Here is a 21,671-nt window from a genome sequence, read left to right as displayed (position 1 = left end):
CCCCGCCACCACCTCAGCGCGAGCGGGCGTGTTCCCGGCCGACACGCCGACAATCTGACGTGTTCTGCGCACCCTCGCGCCGGTCGTCAGACCTTCTTCGTCGTCCCGTAGTAGGCCTGAATGGCATCGGAGACATCGGTCGAACGGGTCAGCACCGCGTAGGACCGGATGAACGATTCACCCACGCAGCCGTCGATCTTGATCTGGAAGCCGTTGATCGACACCCACGGTTCGGCGCCCTTGTACTCCTTCTTGGTCACCGGGACGATGTGGATGATGCCCGGCTTGAGGCCGATCGCGATGCCGCCGCTGATCGGCGTCGACAGCACCGGCGCGATCCCGTCGGCGATCACACCGGCCGCATCGATGCCCAGCAGACCGACCGACGGCGTCATGCCGACACTGCCGGTGAGCGTGACGCCGTTGGAGGTACTCATGTCGATGCCGCAGCCCACGTGATAGCCGACCTCGAGCACGCCCTCGGGGACCTCGCCGTCATCACCGGGGCCGCTCACCGCTCCGTTGAACACCCCGGCCACCTCGTAGCTGCGCGACGACAGCGCGGTGGTCAGCGGCGCGATGGGGCGCAGGACCTCATCGGTGGCGCCGACGGTCAGCGTCCAGCCGTCGGGGGCTTCGGAGGTCGCCGGCGGCGCGGAGACGACCACGGCCTCATCGACGGGCGGGGCCTCCCCTGGAGGCAACTCGCCCGGATCCACCGCCACGGCCGGATCCACCGGCGCCGCAGCGGGATCCGCCGGATCGAGCGGCGCAGCGACGGCCGCGACCTCGACGCCGGGTTCCGTCACCGGTTCGGGATCCGCGCCCGCCGGCGGGGCCGACAGCACCAAGAGCAGACCCGCCACGCCCGCGGCGAAACGACGACCAAGGATCACGATGCTGCCCCTCCCGGGCGTTCGGCCGACTCCGTCGCCCCGATGCGACGACCCGCGACGCCCCTTTCCGGAACTTACCTGCACCGCAGATACACCCGGGCAGGTGGTTCCCGCTCAGTCGGGCAGGCGCAGCACGAAACCGCTTTCCAGGGCCACCCACAGCGCGCCGTCGGGGCCGATCGCCAGCCCGTGCGGCTCGCTGCCCGGCGGCAGATCGAACGTGACGGCCTCGCCGTCCGCGTCGACGCGGGCCAACTGATCGCTGCCCCACAGGCTGACCCAGACACCGCCGGCCGGGTCGGCCACCACGGCGTGCGGCTTACCCGGCATGTCGAGTTCCTGCATGGCCTCGTCCATCGGGATGCGGCCCAGCTTCTCGGCGAGGATCTCGGTGAACCAGACGGCGTCGTCGTGGGTGGTCGCGATCCCGACCGGCCCCGCGCTCGGGGTGGGCAGCTTGCGGACCGTGAGTTCGCCCTCGAGGTCCAGCCGGCCGATCGCGTTGCCCTGGTTCAACGTGAACCACACCGCGCGGTCAGGGCCGGCGACGATCATCGAGGGCATCCCGCCGACGGCCTGCTCGACGGAGATCTCTCCGTCCGTGGTGATCCGGCCGACGGTGCCCGAGGTCATGTCGGTGAACCAGAGACAACCGTCGGGGCCGTTGGTGATCCCGAACGGCATGCTCCCCTCGCCCAACTCGTAGTCGCTGAACTCACCGTCCACCGTGACCCGTCCGATGCGTCCGTCTCCGGCGCGGGTGAACCACAGCGCGCCGTCCGGGCCGGCGACGATGTTGGACGGCTTGGCGTCCGGCGCCACCGGGAAGATGTCGAAGGCACCGTCGGCACCGACCCGCGCGATCTCCCCGCTGTGCACCAGGGTGACCCACATCCGCTGGTCCGGGCCCGCGGTCAAGCCGTACGGTCCACCGTCGAGTGCGACGGTCAACGGGCCGCTCACGCCAGCGTCACCAATCCGAGTTCGTTGTCACCGGCGAGCAGTTCGTGGCGCGGCAACACCCGGACGGTGTACCCCACCGAACCGGCGACCGGCAGCGCGACCGCGGCGCGGAACACCTCGCCACCCTCGCCGGCACCGGTGTGGGCCATGGCCACGGTCACCGGATCCAGCAACGAATCGGTGCCGTCCACCCGTCCCAGCACTGCTTGCACGTCCACCTCGTCGGGCCGCAACCCGGCCAGTTGCACGGTCGCGGTCAGCGTCAGCTCCGAACCCAGCAGCGGCGTGTCCGGCAGCCCGGTGGCGTCGACGTCGGCGATCGCGATCTGCGGCCAAGCCGCCTCGACGCGCCGGCGGTAGTCGGTGAATTCGCGCGCGGGTTCGAACGACGACCCGGCGGTGCGCCGGAACGACTGCGCGGCCGGCGCGTAGTACTGCTCGGTGTAGTCGCGCACCATCCGCGAGGCCAGCACCTTGGGCCCGAGGACCTGCAGGGTGTGGCGCACCATCTCGACCCACCGGGTCGGCACGCCGGCGTCGTCGCGGTCGTAGAAGTTCGGGGTGACCGACCCGGACAGCAGGTCGTAGAGGGCGGCGGCCTCGAGGTCGTCGCGGCGGGCCTCGTCGGCCACGCCCGCGGCGGTCGGGATCTCCCAACCGTTCTGGCCGTCGTACCACTCGTCCCACCAGCCGTCGCGGATCGACAGGTTCAACCCGCCGTTGAGCGCGCTCTTCATGCCGGAGGTGCCGCAGGCCTCGAGCGGCCGCAGCGGATTGTTCAGCCAGACGTCGCAGCCCCAGTAGAGCAGCCGCGCCATCGACATGTCGTAGTCCGGCAGGAACGCGATGCGGTGCCGCACCTCGTGGCGGTCGGCGAACCGCACCACCTGCTGGATCAGCGCCTTGCCGCCGTCGTCGGCCGGGTGTGACTTGCCCGCGACGATCAGCTGCACCGGACGGCTCTCGTCGAGCAGCAACGCCTCGAGCCGCTCGGGGTCGCGCAACATCAGCGTCAGCCGCTTGTAGGTGGGCACCCGGCGGGCGAACCCGATGGTCAGCACGTCCTTGTCGAAGGCCGTCGAGATCCAGCCGAGTTCGGCGTCGGTGGCGCCGCGCTCCAGCCAGGAGCGCCGCAGCCGGGCCCGCACATCGTCGATCAGCAGCGCGCGCAGCTCGGAGCGGATCTGCCAGAGCCGGCTCGCGTCGACCTGCTGGACCCGCAGCCAGGTGTCGGGATCGCCCAGCGAGTCGTCGCCGGCCAACTCGAACGCCAGGTCGATCCACGGCGGGGCGGCCCAGGTCGGTGCGTGCACGCCGTTGGTCACCGAACCGATCGGCACGTCGGCAGGATCGAATCCGGGCCACAGCTCGGCGAACATCGACCGACTGACCTCGCCGTGCAGCAGCGAGACACCGTTGGCGCGCTGGGCCAGGCGCAACCCCATGTGGGCCATGTTGAACTTCGCCGGGTCGTCCTCGGCGCCGAACTCGATCACCCGGTCCAGCGGCACGCCCGGCAGCAGCGGATTGGGTCGGTCGTCGGCGAAGTAGCGCCGCACCATCTCGGTCGGGAACCGGTCGATGCCGGCGGGCACCGGGGTGTGGGTGGTGAACACGGTGCTCGAGCGCACCACCGTCAGCGCGGTGTCGAAGTCCAGCCCGGACGACGCGATGTACTCGCGGATCCGCTCCACCCCGAGGAAGCCGGCGTGCCCCTCGTTCATGTGGTAGACCTCGGGATCCGGTAGGCCCTCGATGGCGGTGTAGGCGCGCACCGCGCGGATGCCGCCGATGCCGGCCAGGATCTCCTGCTTGATGCGATGTTCCTGGTCACCGCCGTAGAGCCGGTCGGTCACCCCGCGCATGTCGTGCTCGTTCTCCGGGATGTCGGAGTCGAGCAGCAGCAGCGGCACCCGGCCCACCTGGGCCACCCAGATGCGGGCCCGCAACTGGGCACCGGCCGGCATCGTCAGGTCCACCAGCGCGGGGTTCCCGGCCGCATCGGCGAGCAGCCGCAGCGGCAGCCCGTGCGGGTCCAGCGACGGGTAGGTCTCGTGCTGCCAGCCCTCGGCGGTCAGCGACTGCCGGAAGTACCCCGAGCGGTAGAGCAGGCCGACCGCGATCAGCGGCAGGCCCAGGTCCGAGGCCGACTTCAGGTGGTCGCCGGCCAGGATGCCCAGCCCGCCGGAGTAGTTGGGCAGCACCGTGGCCACGCCGAACTCCATGGAGAAGTACGCGATCCCGGTCGGCAGGTCGTCCGAGGACTGTTGCTGGTACCACAGCGGCCGGCTCAGGTAGTGCTCGAGATCGCTGCTCACGGCGTCCAGCCGGGTGACGAACTCGTCGTCGCCGGCCAGTTCGTCGAGCCGCTGCGGGCTCACCGCGCCGAGCAGCGCCACCGGATCGCCGCCGGAGCCGCGCCACAGCTCGTCGTCGATCGTGGCGAACAGGTCCTGGGTGGGTTTGTCCCACGACCAGCGCAGGTTGGTCGACAGCTGGGCGAGGGCGGCGAGCCGCTGCGGCAGGTGTGCACGGACGGTGAACCGGCGGAGGGCTTTCACGCATCGATACCCTACCGACATTTACCGGACCTGCAGTGCCGTCGCCGGGTCGCTTGCCACCCCTTCGCGCACCGCGACCATTACGGTGTGAAGAACGCGCGAAGTGGTTAAACCGAAGACCAGCAGGGACAGTGCAGACCCTTCCGTAGCCGCCTACACCAAAGGAGCGCATGAGTGTCCGGTCGCATCGAGATCGATGACGTCGCGCCCGCAGTGTCCGGAGGCAGGTTCCCGGCGAAGGCGGTCGTGGGTGAGGTGGTCCCGGTCAGCGCCACGGTGTGGCGGGAGGGCCACGACGCGGTGGCGGCCACCCTGGTGGTCCGCTACCACGGCACCCACTACCCGGCCCTGGGGAAGGGCCCGGTACCGGCGAGCACCGACGCCACCCCGGCCCCGCCGGCCGCGCGGCGCAAGCCGCAGTTGTTGCCGATGGCCACCGGCGCCAACCCCGATGTGGTGCACGGCCAGTTCATTCCCGACGAAGTCGGGCTGTGGACGTTCCGGGTCGACGGGTGGGGTGATCCGCTGACCACGTGGCGCCGGGCGGTGGTCGCCAAGCTCGAGGCCGGGCAGAGCGAGACCGAGCTGTCCAACGACCTGCTGGTCGGCGCGCAACTGCTGGACCGCGCGGCCACCGGGGTGCCCCGGGAACTGCGCGCGCCGCTGCAGGCCGCCGCGAAAGCACTGCGCGAGCCCGGCGACCCGACCGAGCGCGCGGCGCGCGCGCTGTCCGACGAGGTGACCGTCCTGGTGGCGCAGTATCCACTGCGCGAATTACTCACCCGCGGTGAACAATTCGGGATCTGGGTGGACCGGCCCGCCGCCCGGTTCGCGGCCTGGTACGAAATGTTCCCCCGCTCGACCGGCGGCTGGGACGCCGACGGGCGGCCCGTGCACGGCACCTTCACCACCGCCACCAAGGCGCTGCCGCGGATCGCCCGGATGGGGTTCGACGTGGTGTACCTGCCGCCCATCCATCCCATCGGCAAGGTGCACCGCAAGGGCCGCAACAACACCGTGACCGCCGCACCGGGCGACGTCGGCTCGCCGTGGGCCATCGGCAGCGACGAGGGCGGCCACGACGCCGTGCACCCCGATCTCGGCACCCTGGACGACTTCGACGAATTCGTCGGCGCGGCAAGGGACCTGGGCCTGGAGGTCGCCCTCGACCTGGCACTGCAGTGCGCACCGGATCACCCGTGGGCCGTCGAGCACCGCCAGTGGTTCACCGAGTTGCCCGACGGCACCATCGCCTACGCGGAGAATCCGCCGAAGAAGTACCAGGACATCTACCCGCTGAACTTCGACAACGACCCGGCCGGCCTCTACAACGAGGTGCTGCGCGTGGTCAAGCACTGGATCGCCCACGGCGTCAAGATCTTCCGGGTCGACAATCCGCACACCAAGCCGCCGAACTTCTGGGCCTGGCTGATCGCCGAGGCCAAGCGCGTCGACCCCGACGTGCTGTTCCTGTCCGAGGCGTTCACCCGGCCCGCCCGCCTCTACGGGTTGGCCAAACTCGGCTTCACCCAGTCCTACAGCTACTTCACTTGGCGGACCGCGAAGTGGGAGCTCACCGAGTTCGGCAACCAGATCGCCGAATTCGCCGACGTCGCCCGGCCCAACCTGTTCGTCAACACCCCGGACATCCTGCACGAGAGCCTGCAGCACGGCGGTCCGGGCATGTTCGCCATCCGCGCGGTGCTGGCCTCGACCATGAGCCCGCTGTGGGGTGTCTACTCCGGTTTTGAGCTGTTCGAGGGCCAACCGGTGCGCGAGGGCAGCGAGGAGTACCTCGACTCGGAGAAGTACGAGCTGCGCCCGCGGGATTTCGACGCCGCGGTGGCCGAGGGGCGTTCCCTCGAGCCGTTCATCACCCAGCTCAACGAGATCCGCCGGCTGCATCCGGCCCTGCGGGAGATGCGCACCATCAGATTCCACCACATCGACAACGACGCGCTGCTTGCCTACAGCAAGTTCGATCCGATCACCGGCGACTGCGTGCTGGTGGTGGTGGCCCTCAACCCGTTCGGGGCCGAGGACGGCACGCTGTGGTTGGACATGGGCGCGCTGGGTATGCACGCCTACGACCGTTTCTGGGTGCGCGACGAGGTCAGCGGAGAGGAGTACCAGTGGGGTCAGGCCAACTACGTCCGGCTCGACCCGGTCAAGGCGGTCGCCCACATCATCAACATGCCGCTGATCCCCCCGGAAGCCCGCCGGACGCTGCTGTACCGCGAGTGAGCGACGATATGGAAGGACAGGCCCCGATGACCGGCACCGAGACCACCAGCTTGCACCTCGCGCCGGCTCCCGCCGATCTGCACCGGCTGACGTCTGGCACGCATCACGACCCGCATTCGATCCTGGGCGCCCACGAATACGGCGACCACACGGTGATCCGGGCCTACCGACCGCACGCGGTGCGCGTCACCGCGCTCATCGGCGGCCGGCGCTACCCGTTGCAGCCCATCGATTCGGGCCTGTTCGCGGTGGCACTGCCCTTCGTCGACCTGATCGACTACCGCCTGGAGATCGGCTACCCGACCCCCGACGGCGGGGTGTTCGGCCCGACCGTGGCCGACGGCTACCGCTTCCTGCCCACGCTGGGCGAGGTGGACCTGCACCTGTTCGCCGAGGGCCGCCACGAGCGGCTGTGGGAGGTCCTGGGCGCGCATCCCCGCTCGTTCGAAACCCCCGACGGCACCGTGGCGGGCGTGTCCTTCGCGGTGTGGGCGCCGAACGCCAAGGGCGTCAGCCTCATCGGCGACTTCAACCACTGGGACGGCAGCGAGGCGCCGCTGCGCGTGCTGGGTTCCACCGGCGTCTGGGAGCTGTTCTGGCCCGACTTCCCCGCTGACGGCCTCTACAAGTTCCGCATCCACGGCGCCGACGGCAGCGTCTCCGATCGCGCCGACCCGATGGCGTTCGCCACCGAGGTGCCGCCGCAGACCGCGTCCCGGCTGTTCGTCAGCGACTACCGCTGGACCGACGAGCAGTGGATGACTGCGCGCGCCGCGGGCAATCCGGTGTTCGAGCCGATGAGCACCTACGAGGTGCACCTGGGTTCGTGGCGGCCGGGGCTGTCCTACCGCGAACTCGCCGACGAGCTCACCGAATACGTTGTGGCTCACGGCTTCACCCATGTCGAATTGCTGCCGGTGGCCGAGCACCCGTTCGGCGGGTCCTGGGGCTATCAGGTGACCTCGTACTACGCACCGACGTCGCGGTTCGGTTCGCCCGACGACTTCCGCTACCTGGTCGACGCCCTGCACCGGGCCGGCGTCGGCGTCATCGTCGACTGGGTGCCGGCGCACTTCCCCAAGGACGCCTGGGCGCTGGGCCGGTTCGACGGCACCCCGCTCTACGAGCACGCCGACCCGCGCCGCGGCGAGCAACTGGACTGGGGCACCTACGTTTTCGACTTCGGTCGCCCCGAGGTGCGCAACTTCCTGGTGGCCAACGCGCTGTACTGGCTGCAGGAGTTCCACGTCGACGGCCTGCGCGTGGACGCGGTGGCCTCCATGCTCTACCTGGACTATTCGCGGCCCGCGGGCGACTGGACACCCAACATCTACGGCGGCCGGGAGAATCTCGAGGCGGTGCAGTTCCTGCAGGAGATGAACGCCACCGTGCACAAGACCACCCCCGGCATCGTCACCATCGCCGAGGAATCCACCTCCTGGCCGGGCGTGACGCGGCCCACCAGCCTTGGCGGACTGGGCTTTTCGATGAAGTGGAACATGGGCTGGATGAACGACACGCTGGACTACATCGGCCGTGACCCGATCTATCGCAGCTACCACCACCACGAGATGACGTTCTCGATGTTGTATGCGTTCAGCGAGAACTACGTGCTGCCCATCAGCCACGACGAGGTGGTGCACGGCAAGGGCACGCTGTGGGGCCGGATGCCGGGCAACGATCACGTCAAGGCCGCCGGGCTGCGCAGCCTGCTGGCCTACCAGTGGGCGCATCCGGGCAAGCAGTTGCTGTTCATGGGGCAGGAATTCGGTCAGCGCGCGGAATGGTCCGAGGAACGCGGCGTGGACTGGTTCCAGCTCGACGAGAACAGTTTCTCGACCGGCATCCAGCAGTTGGTGCGCGACATGAACGGTATCTACCGGGACTCCCCGGCGCTGTGGAGCCAGGACACCAAGCCCGAGGGCTATTCGTGGATCGACGCCAACGACTCGGGCAACAACGTGCTGAGCTTCCTGCGCTTCGGCGCCGACGGGTCGGTGTTGGCCTGCGTGTTCAACTTTTCCGGTGCCGAGCACGCCAGCTACCGGCTGGGCCTGCCGCACGCCGGCCGCTGGGGCGAGGTGCTCAACACCGACGCCACGACCTACAACGGGGCCGGGGCGGGCAATCTGGGCGGCGTGGACGCCACCGCCGAGCCGTGGCACGGCCGGCCCGCCTCGGCGGTGCTGGTGTTGCCCCCGAACTCGGCGCTATGGCTGACCCCGGAGACCGACTGACGGCGTTTAGAACCGACGTCGTTCAGAACCGACGTCGTTCAGAACAGCGCGTTGGCCAGGTTGCGGCGCCCGGCGATCACGTCGGGATCGGCCGCGTCGAACAGCTCGAACAGCTCCACCAGCCGCGCACGCACGGCGGTCCGGTCGTCACCGGCCGTGCGCTTGACCAACCCGATCAGGCGGTCGAAGGCGCCGGCCACGTCCTGGTTGAGCAGCTGCACGTCGGCCGCGGCGAAGGCGGCCTCGATGTTCGTCGGGTCCGCGTCCGCGGTCGCGATCGCGTCCGGGGTCTGCGCGGTGGCGCGGCTCAGGAAGGAGATCTGCCGGATGGCGCCCTTGGCCTCGGCGTTGGCGGGATCGCCGGCCAGGATCTCCTCGTAGGCCGCCTTGGCGGCCTCGAAGTCGCCCGACTCGAGGTGCTGGCGGGCCGCCGCGACGGCCGGATCGACCTGCTCGGGCTCGTCGGGTGCGCCGCCGCCGGACAGCTTGCCCGCGGTGACCTCGAGCAGCGAGTCGACCCACTTGCGCAGCTGCTCGGGCGGCTGCATCCCCTGGAAGCTGCCGCCCTGCAGGGGCTGCCCGCCGGCCAGCGCGACGACGGTGGGGATGGCCTGCACGCCGAACGCCTGCGCCACCCGCGGGGTGGTGTCGACGTCGACGGTGGCCAGTACCCATTTCCCGTTGTCCTGACCGGCCAGGGCGCCGAGGATCTCGGCCAACTGCACCGAGGCCTCGCTGCGCGGCGACCACATGACCACCACGACCGGCACCTCGCCGGAGCGGATCAGGACCTCGGCCTCGAAGTTGGCCTCGGTGATCTCGACGGCATTGGGGATCTCGGCTGGGGCGTCGCTCGGGGCGGCGGCTTGCGCGGCCGGACGTTTCAGGGCGGAGAGGTCGACGGCACCGGCCATCGAGGCCGCCGCCGCAAGACGCGAGGGATCAGAAGCGCGTGGCGGTGTCACGCCGACAAGTCTGTCACGTCGCTTCGGGCACCGGTCGCCCTGCCGGGCTACCGGCACTCGCGCCCACCGGGGCCCCGAGCTTGGCCGTCCGGTCGGCCCATATGACGAAGATCACTGTGGCCAGCGGCACGATGCTCGCCAGCAACGCCAGCACCCACGTCAGCACCGACCATTTGAAGGCCAGTCCGGCGAACAGCGCGACGATCAGGAAGGCGACGAAGATCCCGCCGTGGAGGGGCCCGAAGATCTTCACGCCGATCTCGGTGCGCGGGGTACCCAGGTACTTGAAGTACATCCCGAGCAGCAGACCTACCCAGCTGACGGCCTCGGCGAGCGCCACCAGTCGAAATCGGCCGGCCGTCGTCCGGATGTCCAGAGTGCTAGTCGTCGCGGAGTTCACAACAGACATTGTGCCCAACCGCGACGCCAGCTACTACTCCGTGTAGTTCTTCAGCGGCTCTCGCCCCGGCGATCAGCCGGCGCGCAACACCAAGGCGTCGCCCTGGCCACCGGCGCCGCACAGCGCAGCAACGCCGTAGCCGCTGCCGCGACGCTTGAGCTCGAGCGCGACGTGCAGCGCGATGCGCGCGCCCGACATGCCGATCGGGTGGCCGACGGCGATGGCGCCGCCGTTGACGTTCACCTTGGCCGGGTCGACACCGAGCTCCTTGGTCGAGGCCAGCGACACCGCCGAGAACGCCTCGTTGATCTCGATGACGTCGAGCTGGTCGACCGTGATGCCCTCGCGCGCGATGGCCTTCTTGATGGCGTTGGCCGGCTGGCTCTGCAGCGTGGAGTCCGGGCCGGCGACCACGCCGTGCGCGCCGATCTCACAGAGCCAGTCCAGGCCCAGCTCCTGCGCCTTGGCCTTGCTCATCACCACGACGGCGCAGGCACCGTCGGAGATCTGGGAGGCCGAACCGGCGGTGATGGTGCCGTCCTTGCGGAACGCCGGACGCAGCCCGCCCAGGGACTCGGCGGTGGTGTTGCCCCGGATGCCCTCATCCTCGCTGAACTCGATCGGGTCGCCCTTGCGCTGCGGAATCGACACCGAGACGACCTCGTCGGCGAACACGCCGTCCTTCCACGCCGCCGCCGCCTTCTGGTGGCTGGCCGCGGCGTATTCGTCCTGCTCGGCGCGGGTGAACTTGTCCTCGTCGTTGCGCTGCTCGGTGAGCGCGCCCATCGGCTGGTCGGTGAACACGTCGTGCAGACCGTCGTAGGCCAGGTGGTCCTTGACCACCACGTCGCCGTACTTGTAGCCCGAGCGCGAGTCGATCAGCAGGTGCGGGGCCTGGGTCATGGACTCCTGGCCGCCGGCGACCACGACGTCGAACTCACCGGCGCGGATCAGCTGGTCGGCCAGCGCGATGGCGTCGATCCCGGACAGACACATCTTGTTGATCGACAGCGAGGGCACGTCCCACGGGATGCCCGCACCGACGGCGGCCTGCCGGGCCGGCATCTGACCGGCGCCGGCGGAGAGCACCTGGCCCATGATCACGTACTGCACCGCGGCGGGGTCCACGCCGCCCTTCTCCAGCGCGCCCTTGATCGCAATGGCACCGAGGTCGGAGCCGGAGAAATCCTTCAGCGACCCGGACAGCTTGCCGATCGGCGTGCGGGCTCCGGCAACAATCACCGATGTGGTCATGACTACCTCCAAAATCAGGGTGCGCCCCGGTCACTGTGACCTGGGGCATAGGCGCGTCCGTCAGGGCTAGGTTACCGTTATGTTATGACCACCGATCAGGCTGATACCCGTCCCGCACTCGCCAGCGCACTGGTCACTGCGGTTGATCACGTCGGTATCGCCGTGCCCGACCTCGACGCCGCCAAGAAGTGGTACCACGACCACCTCGGCATGATCGTGCTGCACGAGGAGGTCAACGAGGACCAGGGTGTCGTCGAGGCGATGCTCAGCGTGCGCGGGGCCCCGGTGGGCAGCGCCCAGATCCAGCTCCTGGCGCCGTTGAACGAGTCGTCGACGATCGCCAAGTTCATCGATACCCGCGGCCCCGGCCTGCAGCAGCTGGCCTATCGCACCAGCGACATCGACGCGCTCTCCGAGCGCCTGCGTGAGCAGGGCGTCCGGTTGCTCTACGAGGCCCCGCGGCGCGGCACCGCCGATTCCCGGATCAACTTCATCCATCCCAAGGATGCCGGCGGCGTGCTGATCGAGCTCGTCGAGCCCGCCGCAGACCCCCACTAGTCACGACCACTTGCGCGTCGGCCCCCGGCTGGCGCGCTTGCCCCAGCACGCCGTGTGCCAGTGCCGCCGGTCGGCGATGGCGTCCTCCCCCAGGTCCGCGGGCCACACGACCACGTGCGCGACACCCGGCCGGATCTCCTGATCACAGCCTGGGCACCGGTAGACCTTGGCGGCCCGGGCCGCCGCAACCTGACGCACCGCGTAGTCGTGACCGTCGGCGCCGACCTCGATGCGTTGTTGGGCCAGGGGCATCCCCAGCGGGCGGTGCGGGCCCTGCCGCTTGGCCGAGCGCCGATTCCGCGCCATCAGAACAGCCGGTACTCGTCGCTGTCCATGCCGCGCATCTGGTCGTAATCCAAAGTGACACAGCGGATCCCGCGATCCTCGGCCAGCGTGCGCGCCTGCGGCTTGATCTGCTGGGCGGCGAACACACCGCTGACGGGAGCGATCAGCGAATCCCGGTTCAGCAGGTCCAGATAGCGGGTCAGCTGCTCGACGCCGTCGATCTCGCCGCGGCGCTTGATCTCCACCGCCACGGACTTGCCCTCCTCGTCGCGGCACAGCAGGTCCACCGGACCGATTGCGGTCGGGTACTCGCGGCGCACCAGCGTGTATCCGACGCCGAGCAGGTCGACGTGCTCGGCCAGCAGGACCTGCAGGTGCGCCTCGACGCCGTCCTTGACCAACCCGGGGTCCACCCCGAGTTCGTGCTCGGTGTCGTGCTCGACATCCTCGATGGTGATCCGCAGCTGTTCGCCCGCCTTGTTCTCCACCACCCACACTGGCAGTTCGCCCTCGGCGTTCTCGGTGATCCAGCACGGCGGGCTCATCCAGTTCAGCGGCTTGTAGGCGCGGTCGTCGGCGTGCACGCTCACCGAGCCGTCGGCCTTGATCAGCAGCAGCCGACGCGCCGAGGGCAGATGGGCGGTCAGCCGGCCGACATAGTCCACGGTGCACTGGGCGATCACGAGACGCACCCGACCAACCTTAGGGGTTGGCCGCCCCGGCGCCGCGGCACCAGCGCAGCGCGTCACATCGTCGGTGTATCCACCCCGTCGGACTAGGCTCAAAAATTGATGAAAGCCAACGCGACGCTGGCGCAGCGCCTGGGCCGCTTCCTCGAGCGCCTGACGCAGACCAGCGGCCGGTTACCGGAGACCTCCTCCTACGGCTCCTGGCTGCTCGGCCACGTCGCCGAGGGACCGCGCCGCCGCCGCATCCGGATCCAGCTGATCCTCACGGTGTTCATCCTGGTCACCAACCTGGTGGGGATGGGCGTCTCGATCCTGCTGGTCACCGTCGCGTTCCCGGATCCCAGCGTGTTCGACGACGCACCCGCCTGGCTCACCTACGGGGTGGCGCCGGCGTATCTGACGCTGGCGCTGGGTGTGGGCACCATCTGGATCACCCGCGCGACGGTCAACGCGCTGCGCTGGGCCGTCGAGGACAGCCCCCCGACCGCCGACAACATGCGGCAAGCCTTCCTGGCGCCATGGCGGGTGGCCACCGCACATCTGGCGCTCTGGGGAACGGGCACGGTCATCTTCGCGGTCCTCTACGGGATCTACGACACCCTGTTCATCCCGCGGTTCCTCATCGCCGTCGGCATCTGCGGCGTCATGGTCGCCACCTTCGCCTACCTGTTCACCGAGTTCGCGCTGCGCCCGGTGGCCGCCCGAGCGCTCGAGGCCGGCGATCCGCCCAAGCGCCTTGCCCCGGGCATCATGGGCCGGATCATGACCGTGTGGACGGTGGGGGCCGGCATCCCGGTGATCGGCATCGGCCTCATCGCGCTGTTCGTCCTGCTGCTGCGCAACCTCACCCAGACCCAGTTCGCGGTCGCGGTGCTGATCTCGGCCGCGGCAACGGTGATCTTCGGCTTCGTCCTGATGTGGGTGGCGGCCTGGATCACCGCGACCCCGGTGCGGGTGGTGCGCGCCGCGCTCAAGCGCGTCGAGGAGGGCAAGCTGGACACCAACCTCGTCGTGTTCGACGGCACCGAACTGGGCCAGCTGCAGCGCGGCTTCAACTCGATGGTCGCCGGACTACGCGAACGGGAGCGGGTCCGCGACCTGTTCGGCCGTCACGTCGGCCGCGAGGTCGCCGCCGCGGCCGAGGCCCGCCAGGTCGACCTCGGCGGCGAGGAGCGCCACGCCGCAGTGCTGTTCGTCGACATCGTCGGTTCCACGACGCTGGTCACCTCACGGGCGGCCACCGAGGTCGTGGCCCTGCTCAACCGGTTCTTCACCGTCGTCGTCGACGAGGTCAACGAACACGACGGGCTGCTCAACAAATTCGAGGGCGACGGCTGCCTGGCGGTGTTCGGCGCCCCCAACGACCTCGACAGCCCCGAGGACGCCGCGCTGGCCACCGCGCGCGGTATCGCCGCGCGGCTGCGGGTGGAGGTCCCCGGGATCGAGGCCGGCATCGGCGTCGCGGCCGGCACCGTGGTCGCGGGCAACGTCGGCGCGCACGACCGCTTCGAGTACACCGTCATCGGGGCACCGGTCAACGAGGCCGCCCGGCTGTGCGAGCTGGCGAAGAACTCGCCGGGGTGCCTGCTGGCGTCCTCGGACACCGTGCGCGGCGCCACCGAAAGCGAAAGAGCGCTCTGGACTTTCGGCGACACCGTGACGCTGCGCGGCTACGAGGTCCCGACCCTGCTGGCGATGCCGCGCTAGCGTGCGCCGGCGGCGTCGAGGGCCTGGGCGACCGTCGGGAAGATGACCGCGCTGGCGGTGGCGCTCCCGGCCGGCATCACCCGGCGGTCGGGGTCCACCAGATAGCCTTCCTTGCCCCGTCGGTTCAGCGACTGGCGCATCCCGGCCAGCATCCGCCGGGCCACATCGTTGATGTCGTCGACCCGGGACAGCTCGAGGATCGCGACGTCCACCTCGTCGCTGTCGTGTTCGACGATGCGCAGCGCCCGTTCGGCGCCGGCGAACAACAGGTCGCCGTGCAATTCGTAGACCCGCACGCCGGCGGCGATGTCGTGGGTGGCGCGGATGGTCGAGCGGGATTCCCGGGTCACCGACATCACGTGCAGGCCCAGTTGGGCCGACAGGCTCTGGCAGGCCCGGAGCCCGCGCACGCTGTTGCCGTTCTTATCCAGCGGCGGTGCGTAGACACCGATCCCGAGCTGGCTGGGCAGCACGGCGATGATGCCGCCGCCGACCCCGCTCTTCGCCGGCATGCCGACGGTCGTCGCCCACATCCCGGTGGCGTCATACATGCCGCAGGTCATCATCACGCTCAGCGTGCGCTGCACCACCGCGTCCGAGGTGATGCGGATGCCGCTGCCCGGATTGACGCCGCCGCGCGCCAGCGTCGAGGCCATGCACGCCAGGTCCGAGCTGGTGACCTTGATGGCGCACTGCCGGAAGTACACGTCGAGGACCTCGTCGGGGTCGCCGTCGAGCACCCCGAAGCTCTGCAACATGTAGGCGATGGCCCGGTTGCGGCTGCCGGTGGCCTTCTCCGAGTTGTAGACGTCCTCGTCGACGTCGAGGCGCCGGCCCGCGCAGGCCGAGTAGAAGTCCAGCAGCCGCTCGAAACGCTGCTGCGCATCGGCTCCCGGGATCAACGAGACCGCCGCGATGGCCCCGGCGTTGATCATCGCGTTCTTGGGCGTCTTGGTCTGGTCGTCGACGCTGATCTCGTTGAACGGCTCGCCGGAGGGTTCGACACCGATCTTCGCATCGACCGCGTCGGTGCCCACCTGGTCGATCGCGAGCGCGTAGGTGAACGGCTTCGAGATCGACTGGATGGTGAATTCGGTTGCGCTGTCGCCCGATTCGTAGACATAGCCGTCGGACAGTTCGAGGGACAATCCGAACGACGACGGGTCGACGGAGGCAAGTTCGGGGATGTAGTCGGCCACCGCCCCGTCGGTGATGTCGGCATGCTCGGCGAGGATGTCGTCGAGGTACTTCTGCACCAACACCGCCACGGTCGCGAGTGTACTCACCGGCAACCGCCATGTCGGATTTCCGCTAGTCATGTCGGCGGGCGCGTGTAATCGTGGAAGGGTGCACGACGACTTCGACCGCTGCTACCGCGCCGTCCAATCCAGGGACGCGCGGTTCGACGGCTGGTTCGTCATCGCCGTGCTCAGCACCGGGATCTACTGCCGACCCAGCTGCCCCGCCCGCACCCCGCTGGCCCGCAACGTGCGCTTCTACCCCACCGCGGCGGCCGCGCAGCGGGCGGGCTTCCGGTCCTGCAAGCGGTGCCGGCCCGACGCGTCGCCGGGTTCGCCGGAGTGGAATGTCCGCGGCGACGTCGTCGCCCGGGCCATGCGGCTGATCGCCGACGGCACCGTCGACCGCGCGGGCGTGACGGGGTTGGCCGTTCGCCTCGGCTACACCACCCGCCAACTCGAGCGCCTGCTGCAGGCCGAGGTGGGCGCAGGACCGCTGGCGTTGGCCCGCGCCCAGCGGGCCCAGACGGCGCGGGTGCTCATCGAGACCACCGCGCTGCCGTTCGGCGATGTCGCGTTCGCCGCGGGCTTCTCCAGCATCCGGCAGTTCAACGACACCGTGCGCGAGATCTTCGACGTCACCCCGAGCGAACTGCGCCGACGCAACGCCCTGCGCCCCGCCGGACAGGGCACCACGACCGGGCCGTTGACGTTGCGCCTGGCCGTGCGCCAGCCGTTCGGCTTCGAGGGGCTGTTCGGTCACCTGGCCGCCACGGCGGTGCCCGGCTGCGAGGAGATCCGCGACGGCGCGTTCCGTCGTACGCTGCGGCTGCCGTCGGGCACGGGCATCGTCAGCCTACTGCCCACCCCCGATCACGTGCGCTGCACACTCGAGTTGGACGATTTCCGGGATCTCCCGGTGGCCATCGCGCGGTGCCGCAGATTGCTCGACCTCGATGCCGACCCCGAGGCCGTGGACAACGTGCTGCGCGACGACGAGGCCCTGCGGCCGCTGGTGCTCAAGGCGCCCGGTCAACGCGTCCCCCGTGCCGCGGACGAACACGAGATGGCGATCCGGGCCGTACTGGGCCAACAGATCTCCACGAAGCGCGCGGGCAACCTCGCCGGCCGCCTTGCCGCCGATTACGGGCAACCCGTGTCGGACGTTTCCGGCGGGCTCACCCATGTCTTCCCGGCCGTCTCCGATCTGCTCGAGATCGATCCGCAACGGCTTGCCATGCCGCACGCACGCAAACGTGCGGTGCAGGGGCTGGTCGCCGCGATCGCCGCCGGCGATTTGGTGCTCGATGCCGGGGCCGACTGGAACACCGCGCGGACGCAGCTGCTCCAGCTTCCCGGAGTCGGACCGTGGACCGCGGAGATCATCGCGATGCGCGGCCTGGGCGACCCGGATGCCTTCCCGGCCACCGACCTTGGCACCCGTGTCGCCGCGGGCAGACTGGGATTACCCGATGAAGCGCGTGGGCTGACCGAGCACAGCAACCGGTGGCGCCCCTGGCGGTCCTACGCCACCCAGTATCTGTGGACCGCCCTCGAACATCCTGTGAACCACTGGCCACCGAAGGAAGCAGCATGACTCAGTACCGCATCATCGACAGCCCCATCGGACCGCTCACGTTGGCCGGCGTCGGCCCGGTGTTGACGCATCTGCGGATGGTCGACCAGACCTACGAGCCCGATCGCGCCGATTGGGAACTCAACGATCGAGCTTTCCCGGCGGCGGTCGAACAATTGGCGGCGTATTTCGCCGGCGAATTACGCGCCTTCGATCTGCGCCTGGAAATGGCGGGCACGGAATTCCAACGACGGGTGTGGGCGGCATTGCGCGCGATTCCCTATGGCGAAACTCGGTCTTATGGGGAAATTGCGAAAGCAATCGGTTCGCCGACGGCGTTTCGGGCCGTGGGATTGGCGAATGGACGCAATCCCATTGCGGTCATCGTGCCCTGCCACCGCGTGATCGGCGCCAACGGCAGCCTGACGGGATTCGGCGGTGGGATGGAACGTAAATCCACGCTGCTGGAATTGGAGAAGAATACGGCGAACTTGACGCTGTTCGACTGAAAGTCCCTACAAATAGAAACGCCCCCCACGGTTGGTGGGGGGTGTTTCTATTGTGTGTGTTCGGCGGTGTCCTACTTTTCCACCCGTGTTGGGTAGTATCATCGGCGCTGGCAGGCTTAGCTTCCGGGTTCGGGATGGGTCCGGGCGTTTCCCTGTCGCTATTTCCGCCGTAACTCTATTTTCTTGTATCGGTGCCGGCCCGAGGTGTTGGGGGTCGCCCCGGTGGGGGGCGGGGTCCCGTGGTTCCCCGGGGGCACCATGGTTCACCAAGAAAGGTGTTTTTGGTGGTGGGATGCAATGTTTGTTGCATTCGTGGGTTGTGGTTGCGAAACGCGTTGTGGTGTTTACCGAACAGTTTTTGTTCCCACCACGAGGGGTGGGGTTGTTGGTAAGTTTTCGGCCGGTTAGTGCCAGTTCCCTGCACACATTGCTGTGCTTCTAGGTCTGGTCTATCAATCCCGTGGTCTGCGGGGGGCCTTATCCCTCCTAGAGGGTGAGAAACCTGGTCTTGGAAGGGGTTTCCCGCTTAGATGCTTTCAGCGGTTATCCTGTCCGAACGTGGCTATCCAGCCGTGCCCCTGGTGGGACAACTGGTGCACCAGAGGTTCGTCCGTCCCGGTCCTCTCGTACTAGGGACAGATTTCCTCAAGTTTCTGACGCGCGCGGCGGATAGAGACCGAACTGTCTCACGACGTTCTAAACCCAGCTCGCGTGCCGCTTTAATGGGCGAACAGCCCAACCCTTGGGACCTGCTCCAGCCCCAGGATGCGACGAGCCGACATCGAGGTGCCAAACCATCCCGTCGATATGGACTCTTGGGGAAGATCAGCCTGTTATCCCCGGGGTACCTTTTATCCGTTGAGCGACACCCCTTCCACTCGGGGGTGCCGGATCACTAGTCCCGACTTTCGTCCCTGCTTGACATGTACGTCTCACAGTCAAGCTCCCTTGTGCACTTGCACTCAACACCTGATTGCCATCCAGGTTGAGGGAACCTTTGGGCGCCTCCGTTACATTTTAGGAGGCAACCGCCCCAGTTAAACTACCCACCAGGCACTGTCCCTGAACCGGATATACGGTTCGAGGTTAGAGGTCCAATACGACCAGAGTGGTATTTCAACAACGACTCCACAATAACTGGCGTTACTGCTTCACAGTCTCCCACCTATCCTACACAAACCGAATCGAACATCAATACCAAGCTATAGTGAAGGTCCCGGGGTCTTTTCGTCCTGCCGCGCGTAACGAGCATCTTTACTCGTAGTGCAATTTCGCCGAGTCTATGGTTGAGACAGTTGAGAAGTCGTTACGCCATTCGTGCAGGTCGGAACTTACCCGACAAGGAATTTCGCTACCTTAGGATGGTTATAGTTACCACCGCCGTTTACTGGGGCTTAAATTCTCCGCTTCACCCCCGAAAGGGTTAACAGGTCCTCTTAACCTTCCAGCACCGGGCAGGCGTCAGTCCGTATACATCGTCTTGCGACTTCGCACGGACCTGTGTTTTTAGTAAACAGTCGCTTCTCACTGGTTTGTGCCACCCACTCACGCTCACCACCGCGAAGATGGATCACGCCATGTGGGTCCCCCTTCTCCCGAAGTTACGGGGGTATTTTGCCGAGTTCCTTAACCATAGTTCACTCGTACGCCTTAGTATTCTCTACCTGACCACCTGTGTTGGTTTGGGGTACGGGCCGTGTACGGACTCGCTAGAGGCTTTTCTCGACAGCATAGGATCACCGAATTCGCCTCAATCGGCTATGCATCACCTCTCAGACATATGAGTGACGGATTTGCCTATCACTCGTCCTACAGGCTTGCCCCAGTATTACCACTGACTGGTACGGCTACCTTCCTGCGTCACCCCATCGCTTGACTACTACCACCGAAGGTCCCGCGCAGCCGGCAACAGTCCTTTCCCGAAGGATCAGATCTGCCACCTTTTGGGCGGTTAGTACCGGTGATTCATCAGGGACGCTCATACACGGGTACGGGAATATCAACCCGTTGTCCATCGACTACGCCTGTCGGCCTCGCCTTAGGTCCCGACTCACCCTGGGCGGACTGGCCTGGCCCAGGAACCCTTGGTCTTTCGGCGGGCAAGGTTCTCACTTGCCTTATCGCTACTCATGCCTGCATTCTCACTCCCACACCCTCCACAACACGGTCACCCGGCTGCTTCACTGGATGCAGGACGCTCCCCTACCCATCGAACAAGTTCGATGCCGCGGCTTCGGCGGTGTGCTTGAGCCCCGCTACATTATCGGCGCACAATCACTTGACCAGTGAGCTATTACGCACTCTTTCAAGGGTGGCTGCTTCTAAGCCAACCTCCTGGTTGTCTTCGCGACTGCACATCCTTTTCCACTTAGCACACGCTTAGGGGCCTTAGCCGGCGATCTGGGCTGTTTCCCTCTCGACGCACGGAGCTTATCCCCCGCCGTCTCACTGCCACACTTCAACTTGTCGGCATTCGGAGTTTGGCTGACGTCAGTAACCTAGTAGGGCCCATCGGCCATCCAGTAGCTCTACCTCCAACAAGAAACATGTAACGCTGCACCTAAATGCATTTCGGGGAGAACCAGCTATCACGGAGTTTGATTGGCCTTTCACCCCTACCCACAACTCATCCCCTCAGTCTTCAACCTAAGTGGGTTCGGGCCTCCACAACATCTTACTGCTGCTTCACCCTGGCCATGGGTAGATCACTCCGCTTCGGGTCCAGAACACGCCACTACACCCCTCACGGGGATACGCCCTATTCAGACTCGCTTTCGCTACGGCTACCCCACCCGGGTTAACCTCGCGACATGTCCCTGACTCGCAGGCTCATTCTTCAAAAGGCACGCCATCACCCCACGTAAAACGAGGGCTCTGACGGATTGTAAGCGCACGGTTTCAGGTACTATTTCACTCCCCTCCCGGGGTACTTTTCACCATTCCCTCACGGTACTAATCCGCTATCGGTCACTGAGAAGTATTCAGGCTTACCGGGTGGTCCCGGCAGATTCACAGCAGATTCCACGGGCCCGCTGCTACTCGGGGAACATTCCACAACAGAGTGCATGTTTTCGCCTACAGGACTCTCACCCTCTACGGCAGGCCATCCCAGACCACTTCGACTAACACACACTTTTCTGACTGTCGCCCAGGCCGGCGGACCTGAGAAGAAACGCCCCACAACACCGCACACACAACCCCCGCCGGGTATCACATGCACACGGTTTAGCCTCCTCCGCTTTCGCTCGCCACTACTCACGGAATCACAATTGTTTTCTCTTCCTACGGGTACTGAGATGTTTCACTTCCCCGCGTTCCCCCCCGCCACCTATGAATTCAGTGACGGGTGACACGACATCACTCGTGCCGGGTTTCCCCATTCGGACATCCTCGGATCCACGCTCGGTTGACAGCTCCCCGAGGCTTATCGCAGCCTCCTACGTCCTTCATCGGCTCCCAGTGCCAAGGCATCCACCATGCGCCCTTAAACACTTACAAACACAAAAACCAAAAGAAAAATCAGAAATTACACCACAACAAACCACACACCCAACCCCCACCCCAAAGAGTGAGAACCGTTGTGCGGCCT

General features: G+C 67.2%; 15 protein-coding genes and 2 rRNA genes. 6 read left to right on the top strand and 11 right to left on the bottom strand.

Annotation, left to right across the window (positions count from 1 at the left end; all coding sequences use genetic code 11):
* Positions 1–86: 86 nt before the first annotated feature.
* From EL338_RS06545 to glgP, 3 genes are all read right to left on the bottom strand, one after another.
* Positions 87–896 carry an MspA family porin gene (locus tag EL338_RS06545; protein WP_235666389.1) on the bottom strand — a complete coding sequence of 270 codons (810 nt, stop codon included), beginning with the start codon at positions 894–896 and terminating at the stop codon, positions 87–89.
* A 114-nt stretch (positions 897–1,010) separates the two neighbouring features.
* A complete protein-coding gene (locus tag EL338_RS06540) occupies positions 1,011–1,859 on the bottom strand; it encodes a virginiamycin B lyase family protein (protein ID WP_126332986.1) in 849 nt (282 codons plus the stop codon).
* Positions 1,856–4,420: an alpha-glucan family phosphorylase gene (gene glgP, locus EL338_RS06535; RefSeq protein WP_126332985.1), complete on the bottom strand. Its 2,565-nt coding sequence runs from the start codon at positions 4,418–4,420 to the stop codon at positions 1,856–1,858. The genes EL338_RS06540 and glgP overlap by 4 nt, the downstream gene beginning before the upstream one ends.
* Before the next feature lie 174 nt (positions 4,421–4,594).
* On the opposite strand from glgP, the gene EL338_RS06530 reads away from it, so the two are divergent.
* Both EL338_RS06530 and glgB read left to right on the top strand, forming a co-directional pair.
* Entirely contained in the window at positions 4,595–6,664 is a 2,070-nt protein-coding gene (locus EL338_RS06530; RefSeq protein WP_126332984.1) for an alpha-1,4-glucan--maltose-1-phosphate maltosyltransferase, read from the top strand.
* Positions 6,665–6,690: 26 nt separating this feature from the next.
* The gene (gene glgB / locus EL338_RS06525) at positions 6,691–8,901 is read left to right on the top strand and encodes a 1,4-alpha-glucan branching protein GlgB (protein ID WP_126332983.1); all 2,211 of its coding nucleotides are present in this window, start codon (positions 6,691–6,693) and stop codon (positions 8,899–8,901) included.
* Between the two features lie 38 nt (positions 8,902–8,939).
* Here the strand turns inward: glgB and EL338_RS06520 are convergent, their stop codons facing one another.
* The 3 genes from EL338_RS06520 to EL338_RS06510 all read right to left on the bottom strand — a co-directional run bounded on the left by EL338_RS06520 (position 8,940) and on the right by EL338_RS06510 (position 11,520).
* On the bottom strand, positions 8,940–9,866 hold the full coding sequence (locus EL338_RS06520) for a tetratricopeptide repeat protein (protein WP_372939914.1): 927 nt from the start codon (positions 9,864–9,866) through the stop codon (positions 8,940–8,942).
* 13 nt (positions 9,867–9,879) lie between these two features.
* A complete protein-coding gene (locus EL338_RS06515; protein WP_235666388.1) occupies positions 9,880–10,266 on the bottom strand; it encodes a DUF3817 domain-containing protein in 387 nt (128 codons plus the stop codon).
* A 72-nt stretch (positions 10,267–10,338) separates the two neighbouring features.
* Positions 10,339–11,520 carry an acetyl-CoA C-acetyltransferase gene (locus EL338_RS06510; protein ID WP_126332981.1) on the bottom strand — a complete coding sequence of 394 codons (1,182 nt, stop codon included), beginning with the start codon at positions 11,518–11,520 and terminating at the stop codon, positions 10,339–10,341.
* A gap of 84 nt (positions 11,521–11,604) precedes the next feature.
* Here EL338_RS06510 and mce point away from each other — a divergent pair, with 84 nt between their 5' ends.
* Complete coding sequence (mce, locus tag EL338_RS06505) at positions 11,605–12,078, top strand: methylmalonyl-CoA epimerase (RefSeq protein ID WP_126332980.1); 474 nt, start codon at positions 11,605–11,607, stop codon at positions 12,076–12,078.
* Here mce and EL338_RS06500 read toward each other — a convergent pair whose 3' ends face one another.
* Positions 12,079–12,384 carry an Rv1322 family protein gene (locus EL338_RS06500; RefSeq protein ID WP_126332979.1) on the bottom strand — a complete coding sequence of 102 codons (306 nt, stop codon included), beginning with the start codon at positions 12,382–12,384 and terminating at the stop codon, positions 12,079–12,081.
* Positions 12,384–13,055 (bottom strand): endonuclease NucS, encoded by a 672-nt coding sequence (gene nucS, locus EL338_RS06495; protein WP_126332978.1) that lies wholly within the window; start codon positions 13,053–13,055, stop codon positions 12,384–12,386. The genes EL338_RS06500 and nucS overlap by 1 nt, the downstream gene beginning before the upstream one ends.
* A 99-nt stretch (positions 13,056–13,154) precedes the next feature.
* On the opposite strand from nucS, the gene EL338_RS06490 reads away from it, so the two are divergent.
* The gene (locus EL338_RS06490) at positions 13,155–14,759 is read left to right on the top strand and encodes an adenylate/guanylate cyclase domain-containing protein (RefSeq protein ID WP_126332977.1); all 1,605 of its coding nucleotides are present in this window, start codon (positions 13,155–13,157) and stop codon (positions 14,757–14,759) included.
* Here the strand turns inward: EL338_RS06490 and glsA are convergent.
* Positions 14,756–16,027 (bottom strand): glutaminase A, encoded by a 1,272-nt coding sequence (glsA, locus tag EL338_RS06485; RefSeq protein ID WP_126336708.1) that lies wholly within the window; start codon positions 16,025–16,027, stop codon positions 14,756–14,758. The two genes, EL338_RS06490 and glsA, sit on opposite strands and share 4 nt — an antisense overlap.
* Positions 16,028–16,106: 79 nt before the next feature.
* On the opposite strand from glsA, the gene EL338_RS06480 reads away from it, so the two are divergent.
* Complete coding sequence (locus EL338_RS06480) at positions 16,107–17,594, top strand: DNA-3-methyladenine glycosylase 2 family protein (RefSeq protein ID WP_126332976.1); 1,488 nt, start codon at positions 16,107–16,109, stop codon at positions 17,592–17,594.
* Positions 17,591–18,082: a methylated-DNA--[protein]-cysteine S-methyltransferase gene (locus EL338_RS06475; protein ID WP_126332975.1), complete on the top strand. Its 492-nt coding sequence runs from the start codon at positions 17,591–17,593 to the stop codon at positions 18,080–18,082. Before EL338_RS06480 ends, EL338_RS06475 begins: the two co-directional genes overlap by 4 nt.
* 58 nt (positions 18,083–18,140) lie before the next feature.
* Here EL338_RS06475 and rrf read toward each other — a convergent pair.
* Positions 18,141–18,254, bottom strand: a 5S ribosomal RNA gene (gene rrf / locus EL338_RS06470).
* 212 nt (positions 18,255–18,466) lie between these two features.
* Positions 18,467–21,580, bottom strand: a 23S ribosomal RNA gene (locus tag EL338_RS06465).
* Positions 21,581–21,671: the final 91 nt, after the last annotated feature.

Source organism: Mycolicibacterium chitae (assembly GCF_900637205.1).
Classification (GTDB): Bacteria; Actinomycetota; Actinomycetes; order Mycobacteriales; family Mycobacteriaceae; genus Mycobacterium; species Mycobacterium chitae.
This window is presented reverse-complemented; position numbering and strand designations above follow the sequence as displayed.